We start from the raw sequence: 21,366 nt of genomic DNA, 5'->3' as shown, positions 1-21,366 counted from the left end.
CCTGGGGTGTCAGGCGTTGACAAACTGGCGGCAGCGTTCGCTGCGGGGCGCGGCGAAAATCTGTTCCGGCGGGCCGGCTTCCTCTATGCGGCCCTGGTGCAGGAACAGCACTTTGCTGGAGACTTCGCGGGCGAAGGCCATTTCATGGGTGACCAGCAGCATGGTGCAGCCTTCATCGGCCAGCTGGCGGATCACCCGCAGCACTTCGCCCACCCGTTCCGGGTCCAGCGCGGAGGTGGGCTCGTCGAACAGCATCACCGCTGGCCGGGTGGCCAGCGCGCGGGCAATGGCCACCCGCTGTTGCTGGCCGCCGGACAAGAAGGCCGGATAGGCCTGGCGCTTGTCCGCCATGCCCACTTTCTCCAGCAGCGCCTCGGCCAGCGCCACCGCTTCTGCGCGCGGCTGGCGCAAGACGCGCACCGGCACCTCGATCAGGTTCTCCAGCACCGTCATGTGCGGCCACAGATTGAAGTTCTGGAACACCATGCCCAGCCGCGAGCGCAGCCGGTCCACCTGGCGCGGGTCGGCCGGCACGCGCCGGCCGTGCTTGTCGGTGCGCAGGGCGATTTCCTCGCCGGCAATCAGCACCCGGCCGTCGTCAGGAACTTCCAGCAAATTGAGACAGCGCAGCAAGGTGCTCTTGCCGGAGCCGCTGGCGCCGATCAGCGACACCACTTCGCCGGCGGAGGCGGCAAAGGAGACGCCGTCCAGCACCACTTGGCTGTCAAAGCGCTTGCGCAGGTTTTCCACCGCGACGATGGGGGTGGGAGGTGGGTGGATGGTGGGGGTGGGGTGATGCATGAATCTCTCCTCCTTGCGGCTGTGGCAGCCTGCTGTAGTTGTGAGCCGCACCTTGGTGCGACCGTGCTAGGAGTGGCAACATCCATGCCAGCGGGGCCGTTTTTTAATTGCATGAATTTAAAAGGGTTTTGTGCTTGCTCGCGGCGATAAAAACCGTCAATACTGCAACTATTCATAAAAACGCCGAATTTTTGGCACCCGTGCTTGGCAGCCAAGAATCTGTTTACGATCTCGCGAGGCAAGGCGAAAACGGCTGAGAAAGCGGAATGTACAGGTGGTACATGAGCATTTCGAAGCCGTACTCACCGTGTAACGCTCCACGACGCGCAGCAGATCGAAAACAGGTTCTTAAGGGGAAGGGAGAGACATGGATGCAGACCTGAGCCAGGGCATTGCGCTGTTTGGCGATTTTTTCGACGCGATCGGCCTGTCGGTGGCCATCATCGACCAGGACGGGCGCTACGCCTATTACAACCAGGAGTGTTCGCAGCTGGACGAATACACCGCGGAGCAGGCGCTGGGAGCCTATCTGCTGGAGTTGTACCCGGAGCTGGACGAGAACAGCAGCACCTTGTTGCAGGCGCTGCGACAGGGCCGCAGTTACCGCAACCATTATCAGCGCTACCGCAATCCCAGAGGCAAGGCGGTGCATCAGGTGCATACCACGCTGCCGCTGAAGCGCGCCGACGGCCGTATCGTCGGCGCGGTGGAATTGTCCCGCGATCTGACCGTGGTCAGCCCGCTGCATCAGGCGCTGGTGGATTTGCAGCAGAACGTGGAGGAGGAGGCCGACGGCGGGCTGATGGGCATCATCACCGACGACGCGGCGATGAAGCAGCTGATCCACCAGGCTCGGCGGCTGGCGCGCGCCGACGTGCAGGTGCTGATCCACGGTGAAACCGGCACCGGCAAGGAATTGTTCGCCCGGCTGCTGCATCAGGAAGGGCCGCGCGCCGAGCGTCCCTTCGTGGTGCTCAATTGCGCGGCCTTGCCGGAGCCGCTGTTTGAAAGCACCTTGTTCGGCACCGTGCGCGGCGCCTTCACCGGGGCCGAGGACCGGCGCGGGGTGCTGGAATCCGCCCATGGCGGCACCTTGTTTCTGGACGAGATCAACTCGCTGCCGCTATCCATCCAGGGCAAGCTGCTGCGGGCCTTGCAGGAGGGCACGTTCAGCCGGGTGGGCTCTGGCGCGGAGGTGCGCGTGGATGTGCGAGTGGTGGCTGCCAGCAACGAGTCGCCGCAGCGGATGCTGGACGAGCGCAAGATCCGGCCGGACCTGTTGTACCGGCTTAACGTGGGCTGCCTGGCGGTGCCGCCGCTGCGCGAGCGGTTGCGGGACATCCCGCTGCTGGCGCAATCCTTTTTACGCAAGCACGGCAAGGTCACTGGCCACCGAGTGCAGCGCATCAGTCACGCGGTGATGGAGCGCATGCTGCGCTATCACTGGCCGGGCAATGTGCGCATGCTGGAAAACGTGCTGTTGCGCAGCCTGATCCTGTGCGAGGGCGGGGACGAACTGGACTTCCTGCTGTTGGAGGAGGAGGGCGAGGCGGCGGAGCGGCGCGCGGAAGAGCGTCGGCCGCCGGCCCCGCCGCCGCCGGACGCCGAGGGCACGCTGGAGCAGCGGATGGCGCGCTATGAGCGCCGGCTGCTGGTGGACTGCCTGGAGGGCTGCGCCAATCTGACCGAGGCGGCGCGCCGGCTGGGCCTGCCGCGCGCCACCTTGCAGTACAAGTTGAAGAAACACGGGATACAGCTGGCGCGCACGGTGTTGGGGTGAGCGGGGCGGGGCATGGTGTCCCTCGCAGCTGAGTAGCGGGTAGAGAGCGAGAGCGCTTGGCTGTCGATCAAATAACCCCAGGGTTATTGACGGGCCTGTCGTAGAAGCTACAATATGCTCTGGCCGATAGCCTGCTCAAATGTCTTGCGTGCAAGAGCGCGACAAGGTGAAAACAAAAGCAGAATGTAGAAATGCTACATGAGCATTCTGAAGCTGTTCTCACCGTACTGTGTTTACGAGGCGCAGCAGATCGTAAACAGACTCTAAGCGTAGGGGCGACGCCGTGACCAGCAAAGAAGTCATCAGCATGATAGAGGCCGACGGCTGGTATCTGGTTGCCGCCAAGGGAAGCCATCAACAGTTCAAACACCCGATCAAGACCGGCCGGGTGACGGTGCCTCACCCCAAGAAGGACATACCGATAGGCACGCTGAACAGCATCAAGAAACAAGCGGGTCTCAAGTAAGGAACCATTATGTACTACCCGATTGCAGTTGAACCCGGTGATGACCAACATGCCTATGGCGTCATCGTGCCGGATCTACCCGGCTGCTTTTCCGCCGGGGACACTCTGGATGAGGCCATCCGTAACGCCCGCGAAGCCATCGAACTGCATCTGGAAGGGCTGGTGGAAGACCTGGACGTTATCCCTCTGGCCAGCAGCGCGCAGGCTCATGTCGGTAAATCCGAGTTTGCCGGCCATATCTGGGCGCTGGTGGATGTGGACATCACTCGCTATCTGGGTAAAGCGACCAAGATCAATGTCACGTTGCCGGCCAACCTTCTGCACCGTATCGATGAATATGTCGCTTCCCACCCGGAATATGATAGCCGCAGCGGTTTCCTGGCCAAGACCGCGCTAGAAAAGCTATTGTGTCGGCCATAAAAGTGGTTAATTTTGCTGTTTGACCATGGATGTGCCGCGTCGCACTCAGCCTCTTAAGAACCCGTTTACGATCTGCTGCGCGTCGTGAGGCGTTGCATGGTGAGGACGAGCTCAAAATGCTCATGTACCACTTGTACACTCCGCTTCTTCAGCCGCAACGCCTTGTCTCGCCTTAGCCCGCGAGATCGTGAACAGGCTCTTAGGCCTGCTAACAAAACCGCGCAGCGTACCTGAGTCAAGGCGCGCCGACGCAGAAAACGAAGTTTCTGCGAAGCTACAGTACAAGTGGTACGGCCAGGAGGCGCAACGCAGGATCAGGGGTTTTGTTAGCGGGCCTTAGTTACAAATCCAGCACCAGCGGCCCGCTCCCCGCCGCCCGCGACACGCAGATCATAATGCGCTCCTGGCGCTCCGTCTCGCTCAGGTATTGGTCCCGGTGCTCGGCATCGCCGGCCAGCAGCCTGGTTTCACAGCTGCCGCAATAACCTTCCCGACATAGGCAGTCCGGCCGCAGCGCGGTCTGCCGCTCTATCGCCGCCAGAATGGATTCCTCTGCGCCCACCCGCACTCGCAGGCCGGAGCGGACCAGCTCCACCTCGAAACTTGCGCCCTCCGCCGTCGCGTCGGCGCTGAAGCGCTCATAGTGCAGCCGGCCGGCGGGTAAGCGTCGCGCGCAGGCGTCCGCCGTTGCCGCGATCAGCCGCTCCGGCCCGCAGACGTATACCTGGCTGTCCGCTGGCGCGGCGGCGATCAAGGCGTCCAGGTCCAGCCTGCGGCCGGCTTGGCTCTCGTACAGGTGGACTCTGGCGTCGCCTCGTTCGCTTCGGTTAGCCAACTGAGCGGCGAAGGCGGCGCTGGCGGCGTCGCGGAAGGCGTAGTGCAGCTGGTAGGCGTCATTGCCCAGCGCCGCCATATGGGCGATGAAGGGGGTGATGCCGATGCCGCCGGCGATGAACAGCCGCGGGCCGGGAGCGGCGGCCAGCGGAAAGCGGTTGGCCGGAGCCTGCACGCGCAGGCGGCTGCCCGGCTTCAGCGCGTGCAGATAGCTTGAGCCGCCGCGCGAATCCGGCTCGCGCTTGACCGCGATGCGGTAGACCCCGCCGCCGGGGTCCAGCAGCGAGTAGGCCGCCGGCCGGCCCGGAGGCGGCATGTCCACCACAATGTGGCTGCCGGACGGACAGGGCGGGGCCGGGCCGTCCAGCGGCCGCAGGGTGAAGGCTTTGACTCCGGCGGCCACGTCTTCGATGGCGCAGACTTCGGTGACGATGGCGGACATGCGCGGCGCTCCGGTTCAGCCGCGGTAAGCGGCGGCCACCATCTGGTGGAAGTAGGCGATGCCGTGTTCGCTGATGCCGCTGCGCTGGCTGTCCGCCATGATGCGGCCCTGGCCGCGGTAGCCGCGAGATTGCAGCCCGCGCTGCACGCTTTCCACCAGCCGCAGGTCCTCGGGGCGGAATTCGTCGCGCGCCCAGCTGACGAAGCGGCGTTGCTCTTCGTTCAAATCCTGATTGAGGAAGAGAATGTCGTAATGCTGGACGGTGACGCCGGCGGATTCCGGAAACTCGTATATCACCGTCATCGCCGCGTCGCCGGGCACCACATTGAACATCACGCCAGGCCACAGCCAGTAGCCGTTGAAGGCCTGGTTGGCGGCCTCGCCGTCAAAGGCGTAGCTGCTGTCGCTGGACTGGGCGGCGCCGCGCTGCAAGGTCCAGCGGCCGTGGAAGCTGTGGGTGTAGCCCTCGGTGGACACCGATTGCGAGAAGCTGGGGTGGGCCGGCGCGCAGTGGTAGCACTCCATATAGTTGTCGACGATGACTTTCCAGTTGGCCGGGGTGGTGGTGACCACGCGTTCGGCTACTTTCAAGTCCGCCACTTGCGGGCACACTTGCATGAAGTGCTCTTGCAGGCCGGCGTATTCGACGTCAATGTCCGGCGCGTCCGGGTCCATGTTGACGAAGACGAAGCCGCAGTATTCGGCCACCCGCAGCGGGCTCAGATGGTTTCCGGCCCGGTCGAAGTCCGCCACTTGCTCGCAGTTGCGCGCGTGCGCCAGCTGGCCGTCCAGCTTGAAGGCCCAAGCGTGGTAGGGACAGGTGATCACATTCTTGGCTTGGCCGCTGCCGCTGAGCAACTCGTGGCCGCGATGCGGACAGACGTTGTAGAAGGCGCGCAGCGCGCCGTCGCGGTCGCGCAGCAGCAGGATGTTTTCGCCTATCACCCGACGGGTGACGTAATCGTTGGGCCGGGCCAGCTCGCTGCCGTGGCACAGGCACAGCCAGGACTTGGCGAAGATCTGTTCTTTTTCGTACTGGAACACTTCGTCGGCGGTGTAGCAGCGCGCCGGCAGGGTGTGAGCACGGTCGATGTCGCTGCAGAAATCGGCGGGCAGTTGCGGCGCGGCGGGCGGGAACTGGACGGCGGCGTACTGTTGCATGGCGGGGCTCCTTCAAAAGCCTGCGAGTGGGGGAGGGCTGTCGATGATTTAACGGCCTGCCGGCGGCGGCGGAGTGGATGGCGGCGACGCTTACTTTTCATTGCGCGACAATTTGGCATTGACGTGAACCGGGCGCTCGCGCTTATGCTGGGCTTTGAACTGGGAGGGAGGGCACGGTGGACGAATACCATTTTCTGTTATTGCCGGAGTTTTCCTTCATCGGCTTTGCCGCCTTGATGGAACCCTTCCGCATCGCCAACCGTTTTCAGCCCGGCGCCAGCCGCTGGCGATTGCTGTCCGTGGACGGCCAGGCGGTGGCGGCCAGCAACGGCATCGCGTTGATGGTGGACGGCGCGCTGGCGGAGGCCGGGCCGTGCACCTGTCTGTTCGTGGTCAGCAGCTTCCATCCGCTGCGCCATTACTCGCCGGAACTGGGCGCGGCGCTGCGACGGCTGGAGCGCGGGGGAGCGACCCTGGGGGCGATAGACACCGGCTGCTTCATCCTGGCCGAGGCCGGCCTGCTGCGCGGCGAGACGGTGACGCTGCACTGGGAAGCGATTCCGGCCTTCCGGGAACGCTACCCGCAGGTGACGGCCAGCCAGGAGCTGTTCCTGACCGAGAAGCGGCCCACCTCCGCCGGCGCGGTGGCCGGGCTGGACTTGGCGTTGGCCTTGCTGGCGCGACGCCACGGCCGCGAGCTGGCGCTGGCGGTGTCCGAACAACTGGTGCAGGGCCAGATGCGCAGTCCGTCCGAGCATCAGCGCCTGCAAGTGGCCAGCCGCTATCAGGTGCACAACAAGAAGCTGGCGCAGGCGATACGGCTGATGGAGGAGCAACTGGAGGACCCGTGGCCGCCGGAGGAACTGGCCGCGCGCTGCGGCGCCACCCGCCGCCAGATGGAGCGCTTGTTCCGCGCCCATCTCAAGGCCTCGCCGGCGGAGTTCTACCGCGCGCTGAGGCTGGACCGCGCCCGCTGGCTGCTGCGCCAGACGGAGCTAAGCGTGGTGGAGATCAGCGTGGCCTGCGGCTTTGAGTCTCCGTCCTATTTTTCCCGCGCTTACCGCAAGCGTTTTGGACGTAGTCCGAGGGAAGATCGCGAGGACCGCAGCGGCGCCTGAGGATCTGTTCTCCGCGGTTTTCGCCTTGTCTCGCTCTTGCTCGCGAGACTTTGGACCGGTTCGGAGCGGGGGCATTGGCTGGCCGCGGACGGTATTATCGGGTACTGTTGAGGGTTTGGATTGGCGCGGGCGGCGCGCCTCCATAAAATGACAGGGCAAACCCCAAAATCGCCCTACGCTGGAGAAACCCGAAAATGGCCATCATCCGTCAGGAAGACTTCGTGCAAAGCATTGCCGACGCCTTCCAGTTCATCAGCTATTACCACCCCAAAGATTATATCGACGCGCTTTACCAGGCGTATCTGAAGGAAGAGAGCCCGGCGGCCAAGGACGCCATGGCGCAGATCCTGATCAACAGCCGCATGTGCGCCGAAGGCAAGCGCCCGATCTGCCAGGATACCGGCATCGCCGTGGTGTTTCTGAAAGTGGGCATGAAGGTGCAGTGGGACGCCGAATTGTCGGTGCAGGAGATGGTGAACGAAGGCGTGCGCCGCGCTTACCTGAACCCGGACAACAAGCTGCGCGCCTCGGTGCTGCTGGATCCGGCCGGCAAGCGCCAGAACAGCAAGGACAATACCCCGGCGGTGGTGCATTTCGAGATCGTCGAAGGCGACGGCGTGGAAGTGACCTGTGCCGCCAAGGGCGGCGGCTCGGAGAACAAATCCAAGTTCTACGCGCTGAATCCGTCCGACTCCATCGTGGACTGGGTGCTGAAGACCGTGCCCACCATGGGCGCCGGCTGGTGTCCGCCGGGCATCCTCGGCATCGGCATCGGCGGCACGCCGGAGAAGGCGATGCTGCTGGCCAAGGAAAGCCTGATGAGCCATGTGGACATTCAGGATTTGAAAGCCAAGGCCGACAGCGGCGCGGAACTGAGCCGCGTGGAGCAACTGCGCCTGGAGCTGTTTGAAAAGGTCAACGCGCTGGGCATCGGCGCCCAGGGCCTGGGCGGCCTGACCACGGTCTTGGACGTGAAGATTCTGGATTACCCCACCCACGCGGCCAGCCTGCCGGTGGCGATGATCCCCAACTGCGCGGCCACCCGCCACGTGCACTTCCACCTGGACGGCAGCGGCCCGGCCGTGCTGGAAGCGCCGCGCCTGGAAGACTGGCCGGACATCACTTACGACAACTCCAACGGCAAGCGCGTCAACCTGGACGCCATCACCCCGGAAGAAGTGCAAAGCTGGCAGCCGGGCGACGTGCTGCTGCTCAACGGCAAGATACTCACCGGCCGCGACGCCGCGCACAAGCGCATGGTGGACATGCTGAACAAGGGCGAGAAGCTGCCAGTGGACTTCACCAACCGCTTCATCTACTACGTGGGCCCGGTGGATCCGGTGCGCGACGAAGTGGTGGGCCCGGCCGGCCCCACCACCGCCACCCGCATGGACAAGTTCACCCGCCAGATGCTGGAGCAAACCGGCTTGCTGGGCATGATAGGCAAGGCCGAGCGCGGCCCCATCGCGATTGAGGCGATCAAGGACAACAAGGCGGTCTATCTGATGGCCGTCGGCGGCTCCGCCTACCTGGTGTCCAAGGCGATCAAGGCGTCCAAGGTCGTGGCCTTCGAAGATCTGGGCATGGAAGCCATTTACGAGTTCGAGGTCAAGGACATGCCGGTGACGGTGGCGGTGGATTCCTGTGGGTCCAGCGTGCACGACACCGGCCCGGCCGAGTGGCGCGTGAAGATTGGCAAGATCCCGGTCATCCCGGTGTAAAGCCTGGATGAAAGAAACGGTCGCCTTCGGCGGCCGTTTTTGTTTGTGCCGCTGGCGCTTGAAAATGGTTTGATCCAGACCAAGGTCGGGCGGCGAACCGTCGCCTATGCTCGACGGCACACCCTTATTTTCCTGCCCGCATGCTGACCGAGTTTTCATTGATCCTGACGCTGTTGCAGCAGATGTGCGTTTACCTGGTGATCGCCTATCTGCTGTCCAAGACGCCGCTGTTCATCCCGCTGACCCAGGTCACCATCCGCCTGCCGCACAAGCTGGTGTGCTACCTGGTGTTCTCGGTGTTCTGCGTGATGGGCACTTACTTCGGCCTGCACATCGACGATTCCATCGCCAACACCCGCGCCACCGGCGCGGTGCTGGGCGGCATGCTGGGGGGGCCGTGGGTGGGATTGGCGGTGGGCTTCACTGGCGGGCTGCACCGCTATTCGCTGGGCGGAGTCACCGCCGGCGCTTGCATGGCGTCCACCATGGCGGAAGGCTTGCTGGGCGGGTTGGTGCATCTTTACTTCGTGCGGCGCGGCCAAGTGGGAAGGGTGTTCGACCCGTTGGCGGTGGCCGCGGTGGCGCTGCTGGCCGAATGCATGCAGATGTTGATCCTGCTGGCGGCGGTCAAGCCCTTCGCCGCGGCCTGGCATCTGGTGCGCAGCATCGCGCTGCCGATGATGATAGCCAACACTCTGGGCGCGGCGATGTTCATGCGCATCCTGCTGGACCGGCGCGCGCTGGCGGAGAAGTATTCCTCCGCCTTCTCCTCCAAGGCGCTGCAGATCGCCGCCCGCGCCGAGGGCGTGCTGCGCCACGGCTTCGACCGCGACAATTGCATGACCATGGCGCGCATCCTGTACGAGGAGCTGGGTGTGGGCGCGGTGGCGCTGACCGACCGCGAGCGGCTGCTGGCCTTCATCGGCGCCGGCGCCGACCACCACTTGGCGGGCACGCCCATCACCTCGCCGCTGACCCAGCGCGCCATTGCCGACAATCAGGTGGTGTACGCGGACGGCAACGAGACGCCGTACCGCTGCTCCATCAGCCCGGCGTGCAAGCTGGGCTCCTCGCTGGTGATCCCCTTGCGCGGAGAGGACGAACGGGTGATCGGCACCATCAAGCTGTACGAGACGCGCAACAAGCTGTTTTCCGGCATCAACCTGACCCTGGGCGAGGGCATTGCCCGGCTGCTGTCCAATCAGATTCTGCAAGGCAAGTACGAGCAGCAGAAACAGCTGCTGGCCCAAACCGAGATCAAGCTGCTGCACGCCCAGGTCAACCCGCATTTCCTGTTTAACGCGCTCAATACGCTGTCCGCGGTGATACGCCGCAACCCGGAGCATGCGCGCCAGTTGGTCCAATACCTGTCCACCTTTTTCCGCAAGAACCTGAAGCGCTCCAGCGAGATGGCCACGCTGGGCGACGAGATAGACCACGTCAGTGCCTATCTGCGCATTGAGGAGGCCCGCTTCGCTGGCCGGCTGCAAGTGGAGATCGAGGCGCCGGAGGCGGCGCGCCGGGCCGAGCTGCCGGCGTTTTCCCTGCAGCCGCTGGTGGAAAACGCAATCAAGCACGGCACTTCCCAACTGCTGGAGCCGGGGCGCATCCGCATCGCCGCCCGCTGCGACGCGCAAGGCCTGCGGGTGACGGTGGAGGACAACGCCGGACTCTACCGCAAGCCGGAGCAGAGCGACGGCCTGGGCATGTCGCTGGTGGACCGCCGCATCCGAGCCCGTTACGGCGAGGCCTACGGGGTGGCGGTGGATTGCGCGCCGGAGCTTTACACCCGGGTCAGCCTGCTGCTGCCCTGCCGCTGTCCGCGGGCGGACGCCGAGCGCGCCGGAGCGGCGGCATGAGCGCGGCCGGCCTGCCCAGCGCGCTGCTGGTGGACGACGAACCGCTGGCGCGCGATGAGTTGCGTCAGCGGCTGCAAGCCGCCGGCGGCCTGGACATCGTCGGCGAGTGCGGCAACGCGGTGGAGGCCATTGCCTTCATCCATCGCCGCAAGCCGGACGTGGTGTTTCTGGATATCCAGATGCCGCGCATCAGCGGCCTGGAAATGCTGGCGATGCTGGACCCGGAGTCCATGCCGCAAGTGGTGTTCGTCACCGCCTACGACGCCTACGCGCTGCAGGCTTTCGAGGAACACGCCTGCGATTACCTGCTCAAGCCGGTGGACCCGGCGCGGCTGGCCAAGACTCTGGCGCGGCTGCGCCAGCGCGCCGCGCCGCCGCCGGCGGCGGTATGCGGCTTGGCGCCGTTAAGCCTGATTCCCTGCCAGGGCGTCAACCGCATTGTGCTGTGCCGGCTGGAAGAGGTGGCCTATGTCTGTTCACGGCTCAGCGGCGTGTACGTGGTGGACGCCGCCGGTGTGGAACGCTTTACCGAGCTGACGCTGCGCACGCTGGAAGAGCGCACGGATTTGTTTCGCTGTCACCGGCAATACCTGGTGCGTTTGTCCGCGATCCGGGAAATCCTGTTTGGCGACAACGGCGTGGCCACCGCCTGCACGCTGGACGGCCACAGCTTGCCGGTCAGCCGCCGTTATCTGAAACCCTTGAAGGACGCATTGGGTATCGCGAGCTAGCGTCCACCCGTCCGAATGCGCCGCGCAGCCGCCGCGGGTGTGCTACACCTCAGTCCAGGGGGAACATTCGATGGCAAAACAATTACTGCTATGCGCGGCTTGGGCGCTGGGCTGCGCGCCCGGCTTGCTCCTGGCCTGCAACGGCACGGCGACGCAGGACAGTTCGCCGGACGTCACCCGGCCGGATTTGCACGGCATTGCCGTCTTCCTGCCGCAATTGTTGGAAAACAATCAGACCAGTCCGTTCGCCGAACTCTTGAATGTGGTGGCCAGACATTACAAGGAAGGCAAGATCAGCTTCAGCATCGAACCGGTCAAGCGCGTGTACATGGATACCAGCGACAAGAACGCGGATTTCCGCTTCCCCATCATGAAGCTGCGCGAAGGCGCCGACGACGCCACGCCCTACCAGTTCACCAAGGAGATGCTGGGCAAGGTCACTTTCGTGCTTTACACCCACAAGAACAAACCATTGGACAGGGAGGACGTGCTGCGCATGGCCAATCTGGCCAAGTACGACATTGAAGCGCCGCCGGTGAACTGGGGCTTCCCCAGCAAGAGCGTGGTCAACCTGGAACTGTCGCTGAAAAAGCTGAACCTGGGCCGGGTGGACGGGGTGTTGTGGGCGCAAGAGGAGGCGGATTATCTGGTGCGCAAGTTCAAACTGAGCAATATCCATCGCGCCCGCTTCGACGACTACCCGGATGTGCTGTTTCTCAACTGCAACCGCCGTGGCGATTTTGTCCACCAAGCGCTGAATCGGGCCATACGCTCCGCGCGCGCCAGCGGAGAATTGCAGAAAGCCTACGTTAAGGTGCATAAGCCTTATCAGGACTGGCAGCCCTGAGCGCCGTTCGCTCCGCTCTGGCCGCCGCTGGCAGCGGCATGCTGCCGCTGAGCCGGTTTTCGCCCCACGGAGGCCGCGCCCGCGCGTAAGTTCCGAGTGAGACTATCACCGGAGCTGACAAAAATGGATCACGCATTGACCTTCGTGATCGCCACTCTTTGCATACTTGCCATCTGCTACCGCCTGTACGGGGTGTTCTTCACGCGCAAGGTGTTGGGTGTCGATGATAGCGCCGTGACCCCGGCGCATGAATTACAGGATGGCAAGGACTATGTGCCCACCAGCAAGTGGGTGGCGTTTGGCGGCCACTTCGCCGCCATCGCGGCGGCCGGCCCGCTGGTGGGGCCGGTGCTGGCCGCCCAGTACGGCTATCTGCCCAGCATGTTGTGGTTGTTGATAGGCTGTGTGATCGGCGGCGCGGTGCACGACACCGTGGTGTTGTTCGCCTCGATGAAGCATCACGGCAAATCGCTGTCGGAAGTGGCCAAGACCGAACTGGGCCCCTGGGCCGGCTGGTGCACCGGCCTGGCCATGCTGTTCATCATCACCATCACCATGGCCGGCCTGTCCATGGTGGTGGTGCATGCGCTGGAGCGCAATCCCTGGGGCGCGTTCGCGGTGAGCATGACCATTCCCATCGCCATCGCCGTCGGCCTGTGGGAGCGCGTCACCGGCAACATGAAAAACGCCAGCTATGTCGGCGTCGCCGCCATCATGGCCTGTGTGTTCGCCGGCCCTTACATACAGGGCACCGCGCTCGGCGAGCTGCTGACGCTGAAGGCGTCCACCGTGTCCCTGCTGCTGCCCATCTATGCCTTCTTCGCCACCGCGCTGCCGGTGTGGATGCTGCTGACCCCGCGCGCCTGCCTGTCCAGTTTCATGAAGATCGGCGTGTTTGGTCTGTTGGTGGTGGGCGTGGTGTTCATCAACCCGCAAATCCAGTTCCCCGCCGTCACCCAGTTCATCCACGGCGGCGGCCCGGTGCTGGCCGGCCCGGTATGGCCGTTCATCTCCATCACCATCGCCTGCGGCGCCATTTCCGGCTTCCACGCCTTCATCGGCTCCGGCACCACGCCCAAGCAGATAGACCGTTGGAGCGACATCCTGCCGGTGGGCTTTGGCGCGATGCTGGCCGAATGCGTGGTGGGGGTGATGGCGCTGATTGCCGCCACCGCGCTGCATCCTGCGGATTACTTCGCCATCAACTCCGCGCCGGATGTCTTCGCCAAGCTGGGCATGCAGGTGGTGAACCTGCCGCAGCTGTCCCAGGAAATCGGCCTGGACCTGTACGGCCGCACCGGCGGCGCGGTGACGCTAGCGGTGGGCATGGCGGACATCTTTACCCGCATCCCCTGGTTCCATAATCTGGCGTCCTATTTCTTCCAGTTCATGGTGATGTTCGAAGCGGTGTTCATCCTCACCGCCATTGATTCCGGCACCCGTGTCGCCCGCTATCTGATCCAGGATTTCGTTGGCGACGCCTGGGCGCCGCTCAAGCGCACCGACTGGATGCCCGGCGCCATCGGCGCGTCGGTGGTGGCCTGCTTGCTGTGGGGCTATCTGCTGAACTCCGGCGATATTAATTCTGTGTGGGCCTTGTTTGGCGTGTCCAATCAGCTGATGGCGTCCATCGGCCTGATCATCGGCGCCACCATCATCCTGCGGCTGTCGCATAAGCGCGCTTACATGATGACCTGCCTGGTGCCGTTGGCTTATCTCTACGTTACCGTCAATTACGCCGGCTACTGGATGATCAAGCATGTTTATCTGAACCCGGCGGCCAAGGGCTACAACCTGTTCAACGCCGCCATCTCCATCGCCATGCTGGCGCTGGGCCTGGTGATTCTGCTTTCCGCCTGCCGCAAGTGGATGGAGCTGCTGGCGCGGCCGGCGCCGGACGCGCGGCGCGAACTGGCCGCCACGGAAGCTTGAGCCGCTTGATCAAAATTGGGGTAAGACTTGGCCCGCTGGAAACAGCGGGCCTTTTTTACGCCAGGGCCGTGAGAGTCTGTTTAGGTTCTTGCGAGCAAGAGCGAGACTTTGAACAGGCCCAGAGAAAGCCAGAGGCGCTTTCCCAGGGCCTGATGGTGGTCATCGCTTGGTGATGTAGTCGGGCAGAGCGCTGATCTTCTTTTCGTAGTCCGGCACATTGATGGGCCGCACGCTGTTGTTGCCCTGAATCATCGACGGAATCGCCACCGCGTGTTCCGCCAGATCCCAGCCCAGAATGGTTTCATCCGCCTCGCCGGGGTCTTGCGGCCCGGTGATCGACTCATAACCCAAGAGGCTGTTCAAGGTGACGTTGCGGCCGAGCAAGCGGCTGATCTCCCTCAGCGCCGCGGTCTCGTCGCTGAGTGGCTGGCTGGTGCGGAACAGGCGGGAGAGGGCGGTTCTGGGCACGTAGACGCGCATCATGATGCCGGTGGCGCCGGAGTCGTTGTCCAGCGCGTAGCCGTAGGCGACGTTCGGATCTCCGGCGATGTAGAGGCCGCGCCAGATCGGCTGCAGATCCTGGGTGCGGCGGGTGATGCCGCCGGTGACGATGCTTGTGGCGGCGGCGCGGGAGCCGCCGTGATAGCCGGCGAAGACATAGCCCTGGTCCAGCAGCCGCTGATGGGTGGCTTGCAGGCGCTCCTGGCTCCAGTTGCCGGTGGTGCCGTTGGCGAGGAATTCCACCGGCTCGCCCGGCGCGAAGAAGCTTGAGCCGGGGTGGTACTCGCGGTTGACGTGAGCGCCGTCGGCGTTGTCGGCGGCGCAAGGCTCGCTGTCGGCCGGGCAAGTCAGGGACAGCACGTCCGCTCTTTGCGCGTCGTCGGCGCTGGCGCCGGCGTGGTTGGCGCGATAGGCGTTCAAACGAGCCTCCGCCTCGGCGAGGCCTTCACGGGCCAGTTCCGGCGTTTCGCGCACCGCGGTGCCCAATTGCTCCAGCGCCTCCGGATCTTGCGCGCCGCTGACCGGGCGGGAATGGATCAAGTCATCGACCACCTGACGGAAACGATCGAAGGACAGCCGGGTGGCGATGTATAGCCCGACGATGTTTTCCACCCGGAAGCCGCAAGCGGACAGCTCTTCCCATCCCCTGGGTTGGCGGCTGCGGGCCAGGGATTCCAGCGGAATGCCGCAGACGCGGTGGGCGGACAGCGCGCCCAAGGCGTTTTCCTTGCTGAAGTGCACCCGGTGCTGGATGGGCGCTTTGGCCAGCGGTTTGAATTCATTGATCTGCGGCTTGCCGGCGACTACCTGGTACAGCTTGCCTTCCCAGGTCTTGTTCAACTGGCAGCGGTTTTGGGTGACGTAGTTGTAGATGGCGTCCAGCGGGTCCAGCCAGCACAGCAGGATGCCGCTATGCCATTCGCTCCAGCGCTTTTGGCGGTTGTGCTGCGTGGGCGCGGCGGTGTAACCCACCCCTGGCCAAGACAGGATGATGTCGTTCCTTGGATTGGCGGAGCTGAACGCCAGCTTGGCCTTGTCCGGCCATCGCGCCAGCGCGGCGTCGTCCAGGTCCACGCTGTACAGCGGCGAGTGATCGACGATCTTCTTATTGCTGTCCATGTCCATGATGAACAGCTTGATGCTGGTGGGCGCGTCTTTGCCGATGGGGACCACCCAATTCAGCGTGAACCATTCGGTACGGCGCTTATGCGTGAATTTTTTGACCTTGCCGTCCGGGGTAGCCAGTTCGATGGTCAAAGTGCCCGGCGCGTGGCCGGTACCCTGGCCGTCGTTGATCCGGACTTTGGCGAATTCGTCGATCTTGATGGTGGCGCTGTTGTTGGCGGCGGCGGCGAAGCGGTCTTGCACGAACATCGAGTAGTACAGCACGCCTTCGTCCGGCGACGGGGTGATTTGCAGCGGCAGCGAGGTACTGATGAATTTGCCTGGTTCAGCCGGCGACAGAATGCAGTTGTCCGCGCATTGCTTGAAGATTTCGAAATCGGTTTTGATGACGGAACTGGCGGCCTGCTTGAAACTGGCGGTCTGAGCCGTTCCGGCGGCAAAGGGGCTGGCTTCGTCGGTTTCGCACGCGGACAATAAGGGGATCAGGCCCGCGGCAAGGGCAAGGCTTTTATACAATCGCATATGGCGCTCCTAAGTGATGGAATGAAGCGAGCGAGCCATTGTTATGATCATTTTTGTAAATGATTAAATTTTGTATTTACAGTATCTCGGTGTTTGTTTTTTGAGGTCAATTGTAAATACTCACAGCCTCATGTCATTGATTTTGATTGTTAAATTGATATTTAGGAAAGTATTAAATAAAGATAGTTTTGTAAGAACTTTATGGTTGTTTCTATTGGCGTGATGGGTGGGTATTTAAATGTTTATGGCATTTTATTGGCAGCGGGTTTTATTGGGGGAGGGGTGGGAAATGGAATGGCGATGCGGTTTCAATAGGATCGCCTTGGCCTGAGGTAATGCGCCAGCACGCCAACCATTTCCGCCTGCATGCCGCTGCGTTGACGCACGTGTAAATGGCCGGTGCCGGCGGGGAGCCTCTTCGTGGGCGGCCGGTTCCAAGATGCCGCTCCGGCAATCAAAACCATTATCCGCGAAGCGGATTCAATGCATGAAGACCCGCTAACAAAACCCCTGATACTGAGTTGCGCCTCCTTGTCGTGCCACTTGTACTGCCTGCGTCGGCGCGCCTTGGCTCAGGTTCTCTGCGAGTTTTTGTTAGCGGCTCTAAGCAATGATCCCTGTGTGTAAAGATCGTGAACCGGCCTTCAACGCATAAACCGCAGCGGCAGGCCCTGGCAGTCCGGCTGGATGCGGCCCTGGAACCAGGCCAACTGGCCGGAGACGATGGTGGCGCTGACCGCGTGGCGGAAGGCCAGATGCGGGAACGGGGTCCAGCCGCAATGGGCCAGCAGGGCGTCGCGGCACACCGGGCGCGGCGCGGGCAGGCGCGCCACCAGCGTCAGATCGGCCCAATAGCCTTCGCGCAGATAGCCGCGCTCGGCGATGGCGAAGCGCGTGGCCACCGCGTGGCTGGTCTTGTCCACCAGTTGCGGCAGCGTCAGTTCGCCGTCGGCCACCAGTTCCAGCAGCGCCGGCAGCGCGTGCTGGACCAGCGGCAGTCCGGCCGGGGCCTGCGAGTAGGGCTGCTGTTTTTCCTCCCAGGCGTGCGGCGCGTGGTCGGTGCCGATCAGATCGATGCGGCCGTCGCGCAGCGCCTGGCGTAGCGCGTCGCGGTCGGCGCGGCTTTTGATCGCCGGATTGCATTTGATCAGGTGGCCCAGGCGGGCGTAGTCGCCGTCGTCCAGCAGCAGGTGGTGGACGCAGGCCTCGGCGGTGATGCGCTTGCCGCTGATGGGGCCAGGCTGGAACAACTCCAGTTCGCGCGCGCTGCTCAGGTGCAGCACGTGCAGCTGGCTGCCGTGACGCCGCGCCAGGTCCACCGCCAGCCGGCTGGATTGGTAGCAGGCTTCGGCGTCACGGATCAGAGGGTGTTGGTCCGGCGGGATATCGTCGCCGAAGCGCAGCCGCCAGGCGGCTTCGCGCTCGCGGATGCGCGGCGTGTGTTCGCAGTGGGTGAGGATGGGCAGCGGGCAAGAGGCGAACAGCCGTTCCAGCGCGGCCGGGGCGTCCAGCAGCAGGTCGCCGGTGCTCGCGCCCATGAACACTTTGACGCCGGCGGCGCGGTTGGGCGGCAGCGCGGCGATCAGGTCCAGATTGTGGCGGGTGGCGCCTAGATGGAAGCCGTAATTGGCCACCGAGCTGGCGGCGGCGCGGCTTTCCTTGTCAGTCAGCGCCTCCAGGCAGGTGGTGGCCGGCCGGGTGTTGGGCATGTCCATGAAGCTGGTGACGCCGCCGGCCACCGCGGCGCGGGATTCGCTGGCGATGCTGCCCTTGTGCGGCGCGCCGGGTTCGCGGAAGTGGACTTGGTCGTCGATCATGCCGGGCAACAGCCATTGGCCGGCGGCGTCGATATCGATGTCGCCGGGGCGGCCGGGCAGGCTGGCGCCTATGAGGCGGATGCGGCCGTTGCCGACGCGCAGGTCGGCTTCCCACTCGCGGCCGTCGCTGACCAGGCGGGCGTTGCGGATCAGGATGTCGTTCATTCAGAACTCGTTTTGCAGCGCTTTGTAGCCGCGTACCAGTTCGCTGTTGGCGCGCAGCACGTCTTCGGAAAATTCGGCGGCGGAAACGCTGGCCTTGGGCAGGTGCGCGGTGTCGCTGGCCGCGCCTATGCGTTCGGTGGAGGCCACGTAGCAGCCGGCCGGCAGTTCGCAGCCGTCCACCACCGCGTTGTGGCGCACCACGCAGCCGTCGCCGACGCGGCAGTTGAACAGCACGCTGTTGAAGCCGACGAAGACGCGTTCGCCCACGGCGCAGGGGCCGTGGATGATGGAGCGGTGGGCGATGGAGGTGTGCGCGCCTATGATGACGGCGGCGCCGCCCTTGGAGTGGATGACCACGCCGTCCTGGATATTGGAGTGGGGGCCGATGACGATGGCTTCCATCTCGCCGTTGGCGTCCACTTCGTCGGCGCGGATCACCGCGTAGGGGCCGATGAAGACATTGTCGTGGACGATGATCTTGCCGCAGAGGATGGCGGTCTTGTCGACGTAGGCGGATTCGGCGATCAGCGGCAGGTGGCCGGAGGGGTTCTTGCGTATCATGCGCTGCTCTCTAAGGGGGTGTTCGCGATCTGCTGCGCTGCGGCGATACGGCGTTGAGAACATCTTCAGAAATGCTCATGTACTGAATGTGCATTCCGCTTTCTCCGCTGTTCTCGCCTTGTCTCGCTCTTGCTCGCGAGATCGTGGATAGGTTATGAGAGTTGGCTGGCGGCCACGGCGTCGTGCGGGTGCAGGCTTTCCTGGTGGCGCACGTCGACCCGGCTCAGGCCGTGGCCGGCCAGCGCCGCTTGCAGCCGGCGCGCGGCGTCTTCCACATACATCAGGTTGGCGCCGTTGAGGGCGGCGAAGGCTTGTTCGTCGGCGCGCTTGACCGCGGTTTGCACCGGGGTGGCCAGCGCCTGTTCGGCCAGGTCTATGCGGGCCGCCAGGTCCCAGCCGGCGGCGTCGGCGGGGATGTCGAAGCGCAAGCGCGCCTGGCTGCGCTGGCTGTGCGGGGTGGCCAGGGTGGCGTGTTCCAGCAGCCAGGCGTGGACCGCGTCCGGCGTGGCCGCGCAGGCTTGCTGGAGGAAGGCGTCGGCGATCAGCCGGCGCGCCAGAGCGGCGGAGCAGGGGCAGGTGGAGGAGTAGGCGATTTCCACCTCGGCCCACAGCCGGCAGCCGTCGCCGTCCCGTTCCGCGCCCAGCGCGGCCGGGTAGGCTTTCCAGCCGGACAGGCCCGGCGTGGCCAGCGCCGGGCGCTGGCACAGCAGTTCGAAGCGGAATTCGGCGCGGGCGGCGTTGCTGCCGCAGTCGGCGTGGCTGTCTACCATTGCCTGCAGCAGCCGGCTCAGGGCGGCCGGGCTGAGCGGCGCGGCGTCGGCGTGGGGTTGCAGCAAGCGGTAGAGCCGGGACATGTGGATGCCCTTGATCGTTGGCCGGGGCAGGTTGACTTGCACGCCGGCGCGGGCGGCGACGCAGCCGTGGGCGGCGTCCGCCAGCCGCAGCGGCAGCGCGATGCCGTCCATGCCCACCCAGTTCAAGGGCAGTAGCGCGGCGGCGGCGCCGCTGCGCGCGATATCGGGCAGCGGGGCGTTCATGCGGCGTCCTCGGCGGCGGTTTCCAAGGGCGGGAACGGGTCCGGCAGCAGCGCCCAGGCGGCCGGGCCGGCGGCCATTTCGGCCTCGTCCAGCAGGCAGGCGTCCAGTTGCCGACGCAGTTCGGCTTCGTCCATGGCGATGCCGATCAACACCAGTTCCTGGCGCGCATCGCCGATCACGTCCTGCCAGTGGCTTTCGATCTGGCGCAGGCTGTCCTCGTCCTGCGGCCAGTATTCGCGCGGGGTGGCGGCCCACCACTGGCCGGCCAGTTCGTGGCGGCACACCGCGCCGGCCTGCGACCACAGCTGGGCGTGGGCAGGGCGGCTGGCCAGCCAGAAATAGCCCTTGGAGCGCAGCACGCCCGGCCATTCCCGTTGCGCCAGTTCGTGGAAGCGTTGCGGGTGGAAGGGGCGTCGAGCGCGGTAGACAAAGCTGGCGATGCCGTATTCCTCGGTTTCCGGCGTATGCTCGCCGCGCAGCTCGCTGAGCCAGCCGGGGGCGTCGGCTGCGGCGTCGAAGTCGAATAAGCCGGTGTTGAGCACCTCGTCCAGCGGCACCTGGCCGAAACAGGCTTCAACGATGCGGGCGCGGGGGTTGAGCTGGCGCAGAATGCCGGCCAGCCGCTCCTTGTCCGCGGCGTCGATCAGATCGGTCTTGTTGAGCACGATCACGTCGCAGAACTCCACTTGTTCAATCAACAGGTCCACCACCGTGCGCTCGTCGGCCTCGCCCAGCGATTCGCCGCGTTGTCGCAGATGATCGCGCGAGGCGTAGTCGCGCAGGAAGTGACAGGCGTCCACCACGGTGACCATGGTGTCCAGCCGCGCGGAGTCGGCCAGGCTGCGGCCTTGGTCGTCGGCGAAGGTGAAGGTTTCCGCCACCGGCAGCGGTTCGGCGATGCCGGTGGATTCAATCACCAGCTGGTCGAAGCGGCCTTCGCTCGCCAGCCGCGACACTTCCAGCAGCAGGTCTTCGCGCAGGGTGCAGCAGATGCAGCCATTGCTCATTTCCACCAGTTTTTCCTCAGTGCGCGATAGCGCGGCGCCGCCGTCGCGCACCAGGGCGGCGTCGATATTGACCTCGCTCATGTCGTTGACGATGACCGCCACGCGGCGGCCCTCGCGGTTGTTGAGGATGTGGTTGAGCAAGGTGGTCTTGCCGGCGCCGAGGAAGCCGGACAGTACGGTGACCGGTAGTCTGGTATCCGTGGAGGAAGCAGCGGCGGAGGAGGGGCTGGGCGTCATGGCATGGGTCCGATTAGATGATGGCGATGCGGATGGCGAGAGCGCTTGGCTTTCGTCATTTTTGTTATGTTATAACATTTTATTTTTCGATGGCAAGGGTCGAATGTCGGCACTAGTTCTTTCTGGCTAGTCCTTCTTGCCAAAGTACTAACCACGACTAGTGCCAATGCGCCGCCCGGCGTCGACCTTCGGCGAATGTCGGCGTTTGCCGGCGCGTTCTAAGCTTGCAATCAAGTGAAAAGGTCCGTTTCCCCCGGTGGCTGGAGCCGCCGGCCCGCATGG

At 64.4% G+C, this 21,366-nt stretch carries 17 protein-coding genes; 9 read left to right on the top strand and 8 right to left on the bottom strand.

The annotated features are described in order from the left end of the window. Positions 1-9: 9 nt before the first annotated feature. Entirely contained in the window at positions 10-801 is a 792-nt protein-coding gene (locus DXT74_RS19270) for an ABC transporter ATP-binding protein (RefSeq protein ID WP_194426786.1), read from the bottom strand. Between the two features lie 367 nt (positions 802-1,168). On the opposite strand from DXT74_RS19270, the gene DXT74_RS19265 reads away from it, so the two are divergent. The 3 genes from DXT74_RS19265 to DXT74_RS19255 all read left to right on the top strand — a co-directional run bounded on the left by DXT74_RS19265 (position 1,169) and on the right by DXT74_RS19255 (position 3,467). Beyond that, positions 1,169-2,581 (top strand): sigma-54-dependent Fis family transcriptional regulator, encoded by a 1,413-nt coding sequence (locus DXT74_RS19265; protein ID WP_081556622.1) that lies wholly within the window; start codon positions 1,169-1,171, stop codon positions 2,579-2,581. 283 nt (positions 2,582-2,864) lie between these two features. Continuing rightward, on the top strand, positions 2,865-3,047 hold the full coding sequence (locus DXT74_RS19260) for a type II toxin-antitoxin system HicA family toxin (RefSeq protein ID WP_043634155.1): 183 nt from the start codon (positions 2,865-2,867) through the stop codon (positions 3,045-3,047). A gap of 9 nt (positions 3,048-3,056) precedes the next feature. After that, the gene (locus DXT74_RS19255; RefSeq protein ID WP_043634152.1) at positions 3,057-3,467 is read left to right on the top strand and encodes a type II toxin-antitoxin system HicB family antitoxin; all 411 of its coding nucleotides are present in this window, start codon (positions 3,057-3,059) and stop codon (positions 3,465-3,467) included. A 340-nt stretch (positions 3,468-3,807) separates the two neighbouring features. On the opposite strand, the gene DXT74_RS19250 is transcribed toward DXT74_RS19255, so the two are convergent. Continuing rightward, a complete protein-coding gene (locus DXT74_RS19250) occupies positions 3,808-4,743 on the bottom strand; it encodes a PDR/VanB family oxidoreductase (RefSeq protein ID WP_194426785.1) in 936 nt (311 codons plus the stop codon). A gap of 15 nt (positions 4,744-4,758) precedes the next feature. Beyond that, positions 4,759-5,904 (bottom strand): aromatic ring-hydroxylating dioxygenase subunit alpha, encoded by a 1,146-nt coding sequence (locus tag DXT74_RS19245; RefSeq protein WP_052370372.1) that lies wholly within the window; start codon positions 5,902-5,904, stop codon positions 4,759-4,761. A 176-nt stretch (positions 5,905-6,080) separates the two neighbouring features. Here DXT74_RS19245 and DXT74_RS19240 point away from each other — a divergent pair, with 176 nt between their 5' ends. From DXT74_RS19240 to DXT74_RS19215, 6 genes are all read left to right on the top strand, one after another. Continuing rightward, positions 6,081-7,022 carry a GlxA family transcriptional regulator gene (locus DXT74_RS19240; protein ID WP_043634145.1) on the top strand — a complete coding sequence of 314 codons (942 nt, stop codon included), beginning with the start codon at positions 6,081-6,083 and terminating at the stop codon, positions 7,020-7,022. 194 nt (positions 7,023-7,216) lie between these two features. Beyond that, complete coding sequence (locus tag DXT74_RS19235) at positions 7,217-8,743, top strand: fumarate hydratase (protein ID WP_043634142.1); 1,527 nt, start codon at positions 7,217-7,219, stop codon at positions 8,741-8,743. 158 nt (positions 8,744-8,901) lie between these two features. Beyond that, positions 8,902-10,602, top strand: a complete 1,701-nt coding sequence (locus tag DXT74_RS19230) for a sensor histidine kinase (protein WP_279625728.1) — start codon at positions 8,902-8,904, stop codon at positions 10,600-10,602. Next, positions 10,599-11,333 (top strand): two-component system response regulator BtsR, encoded by a 735-nt coding sequence (gene btsR, locus DXT74_RS19225; RefSeq protein ID WP_231138224.1) that lies wholly within the window; start codon positions 10,599-10,601, stop codon positions 11,331-11,333. The genes DXT74_RS19230 and btsR overlap by 4 nt, the downstream gene beginning before the upstream one ends. Before the next feature lie 70 nt (positions 11,334-11,403). Beyond that, positions 11,404-12,180 carry a hypothetical protein gene (locus DXT74_RS19220; RefSeq protein ID WP_081556627.1) on the top strand — a complete coding sequence of 259 codons (777 nt, stop codon included), beginning with the start codon at positions 11,404-11,406 and terminating at the stop codon, positions 12,178-12,180. A 123-nt stretch (positions 12,181-12,303) separates the two neighbouring features. Continuing rightward, positions 12,304-14,112 (top strand): carbon starvation protein A, encoded by a 1,809-nt coding sequence (locus DXT74_RS19215; RefSeq protein WP_043634136.1) that lies wholly within the window; start codon positions 12,304-12,306, stop codon positions 14,110-14,112. A 159-nt stretch (positions 14,113-14,271) separates the two neighbouring features. Here the strand turns inward: DXT74_RS19215 and DXT74_RS19210 are convergent, their stop codons facing one another. From DXT74_RS19210 to zigA, 5 genes are all read right to left on the bottom strand, one after another. Further along, positions 14,272-16,260 (bottom strand): exotoxin A binding domain-containing protein, encoded by a 1,989-nt coding sequence (locus tag DXT74_RS19210; RefSeq protein WP_194426784.1) that lies wholly within the window; start codon positions 16,258-16,260, stop codon positions 14,272-14,274. Between the two features lie 644 nt (positions 16,261-16,904). Continuing rightward, positions 16,905-18,242: a dihydroorotase gene (locus tag DXT74_RS19205; RefSeq protein WP_194426783.1), complete on the bottom strand. Its 1,338-nt coding sequence runs from the start codon at positions 18,240-18,242 to the stop codon at positions 16,905-16,907. Next, complete coding sequence (locus DXT74_RS19200) at positions 18,243-18,803, bottom strand: carbonate dehydratase (RefSeq protein ID WP_194426782.1); 561 nt, start codon at positions 18,801-18,803, stop codon at positions 18,243-18,245. A 152-nt stretch (positions 18,804-18,955) separates the two neighbouring features. After that, the gene (gene folE2, locus DXT74_RS19195; RefSeq protein ID WP_194426781.1) at positions 18,956-19,840 is read right to left on the bottom strand and encodes a GTP cyclohydrolase FolE2; all 885 of its coding nucleotides are present in this window, start codon (positions 19,838-19,840) and stop codon (positions 18,956-18,958) included. Further along, positions 19,837-21,084 (bottom strand): zinc metallochaperone GTPase ZigA, encoded by a 1,248-nt coding sequence (gene zigA, locus DXT74_RS19190; RefSeq protein WP_194426780.1) that lies wholly within the window; start codon positions 21,082-21,084, stop codon positions 19,837-19,839. The genes folE2 and zigA overlap by 4 nt, the downstream gene beginning before the upstream one ends. Positions 21,085-21,366 lie beyond the last annotated feature (282 nt).

The organism is Chromobacterium sp. Rain0013, from assembly GCF_015291765.1.
Taxonomy (GTDB): domain Bacteria; phylum Pseudomonadota; class Gammaproteobacteria; order Burkholderiales; family Chromobacteriaceae; genus Chromobacterium; species Chromobacterium haemolyticum.
The sequence above is the reverse complement of the archived record's forward strand: the minus strand, read 5'-3'. Positions and strand labels throughout refer to the sequence as shown.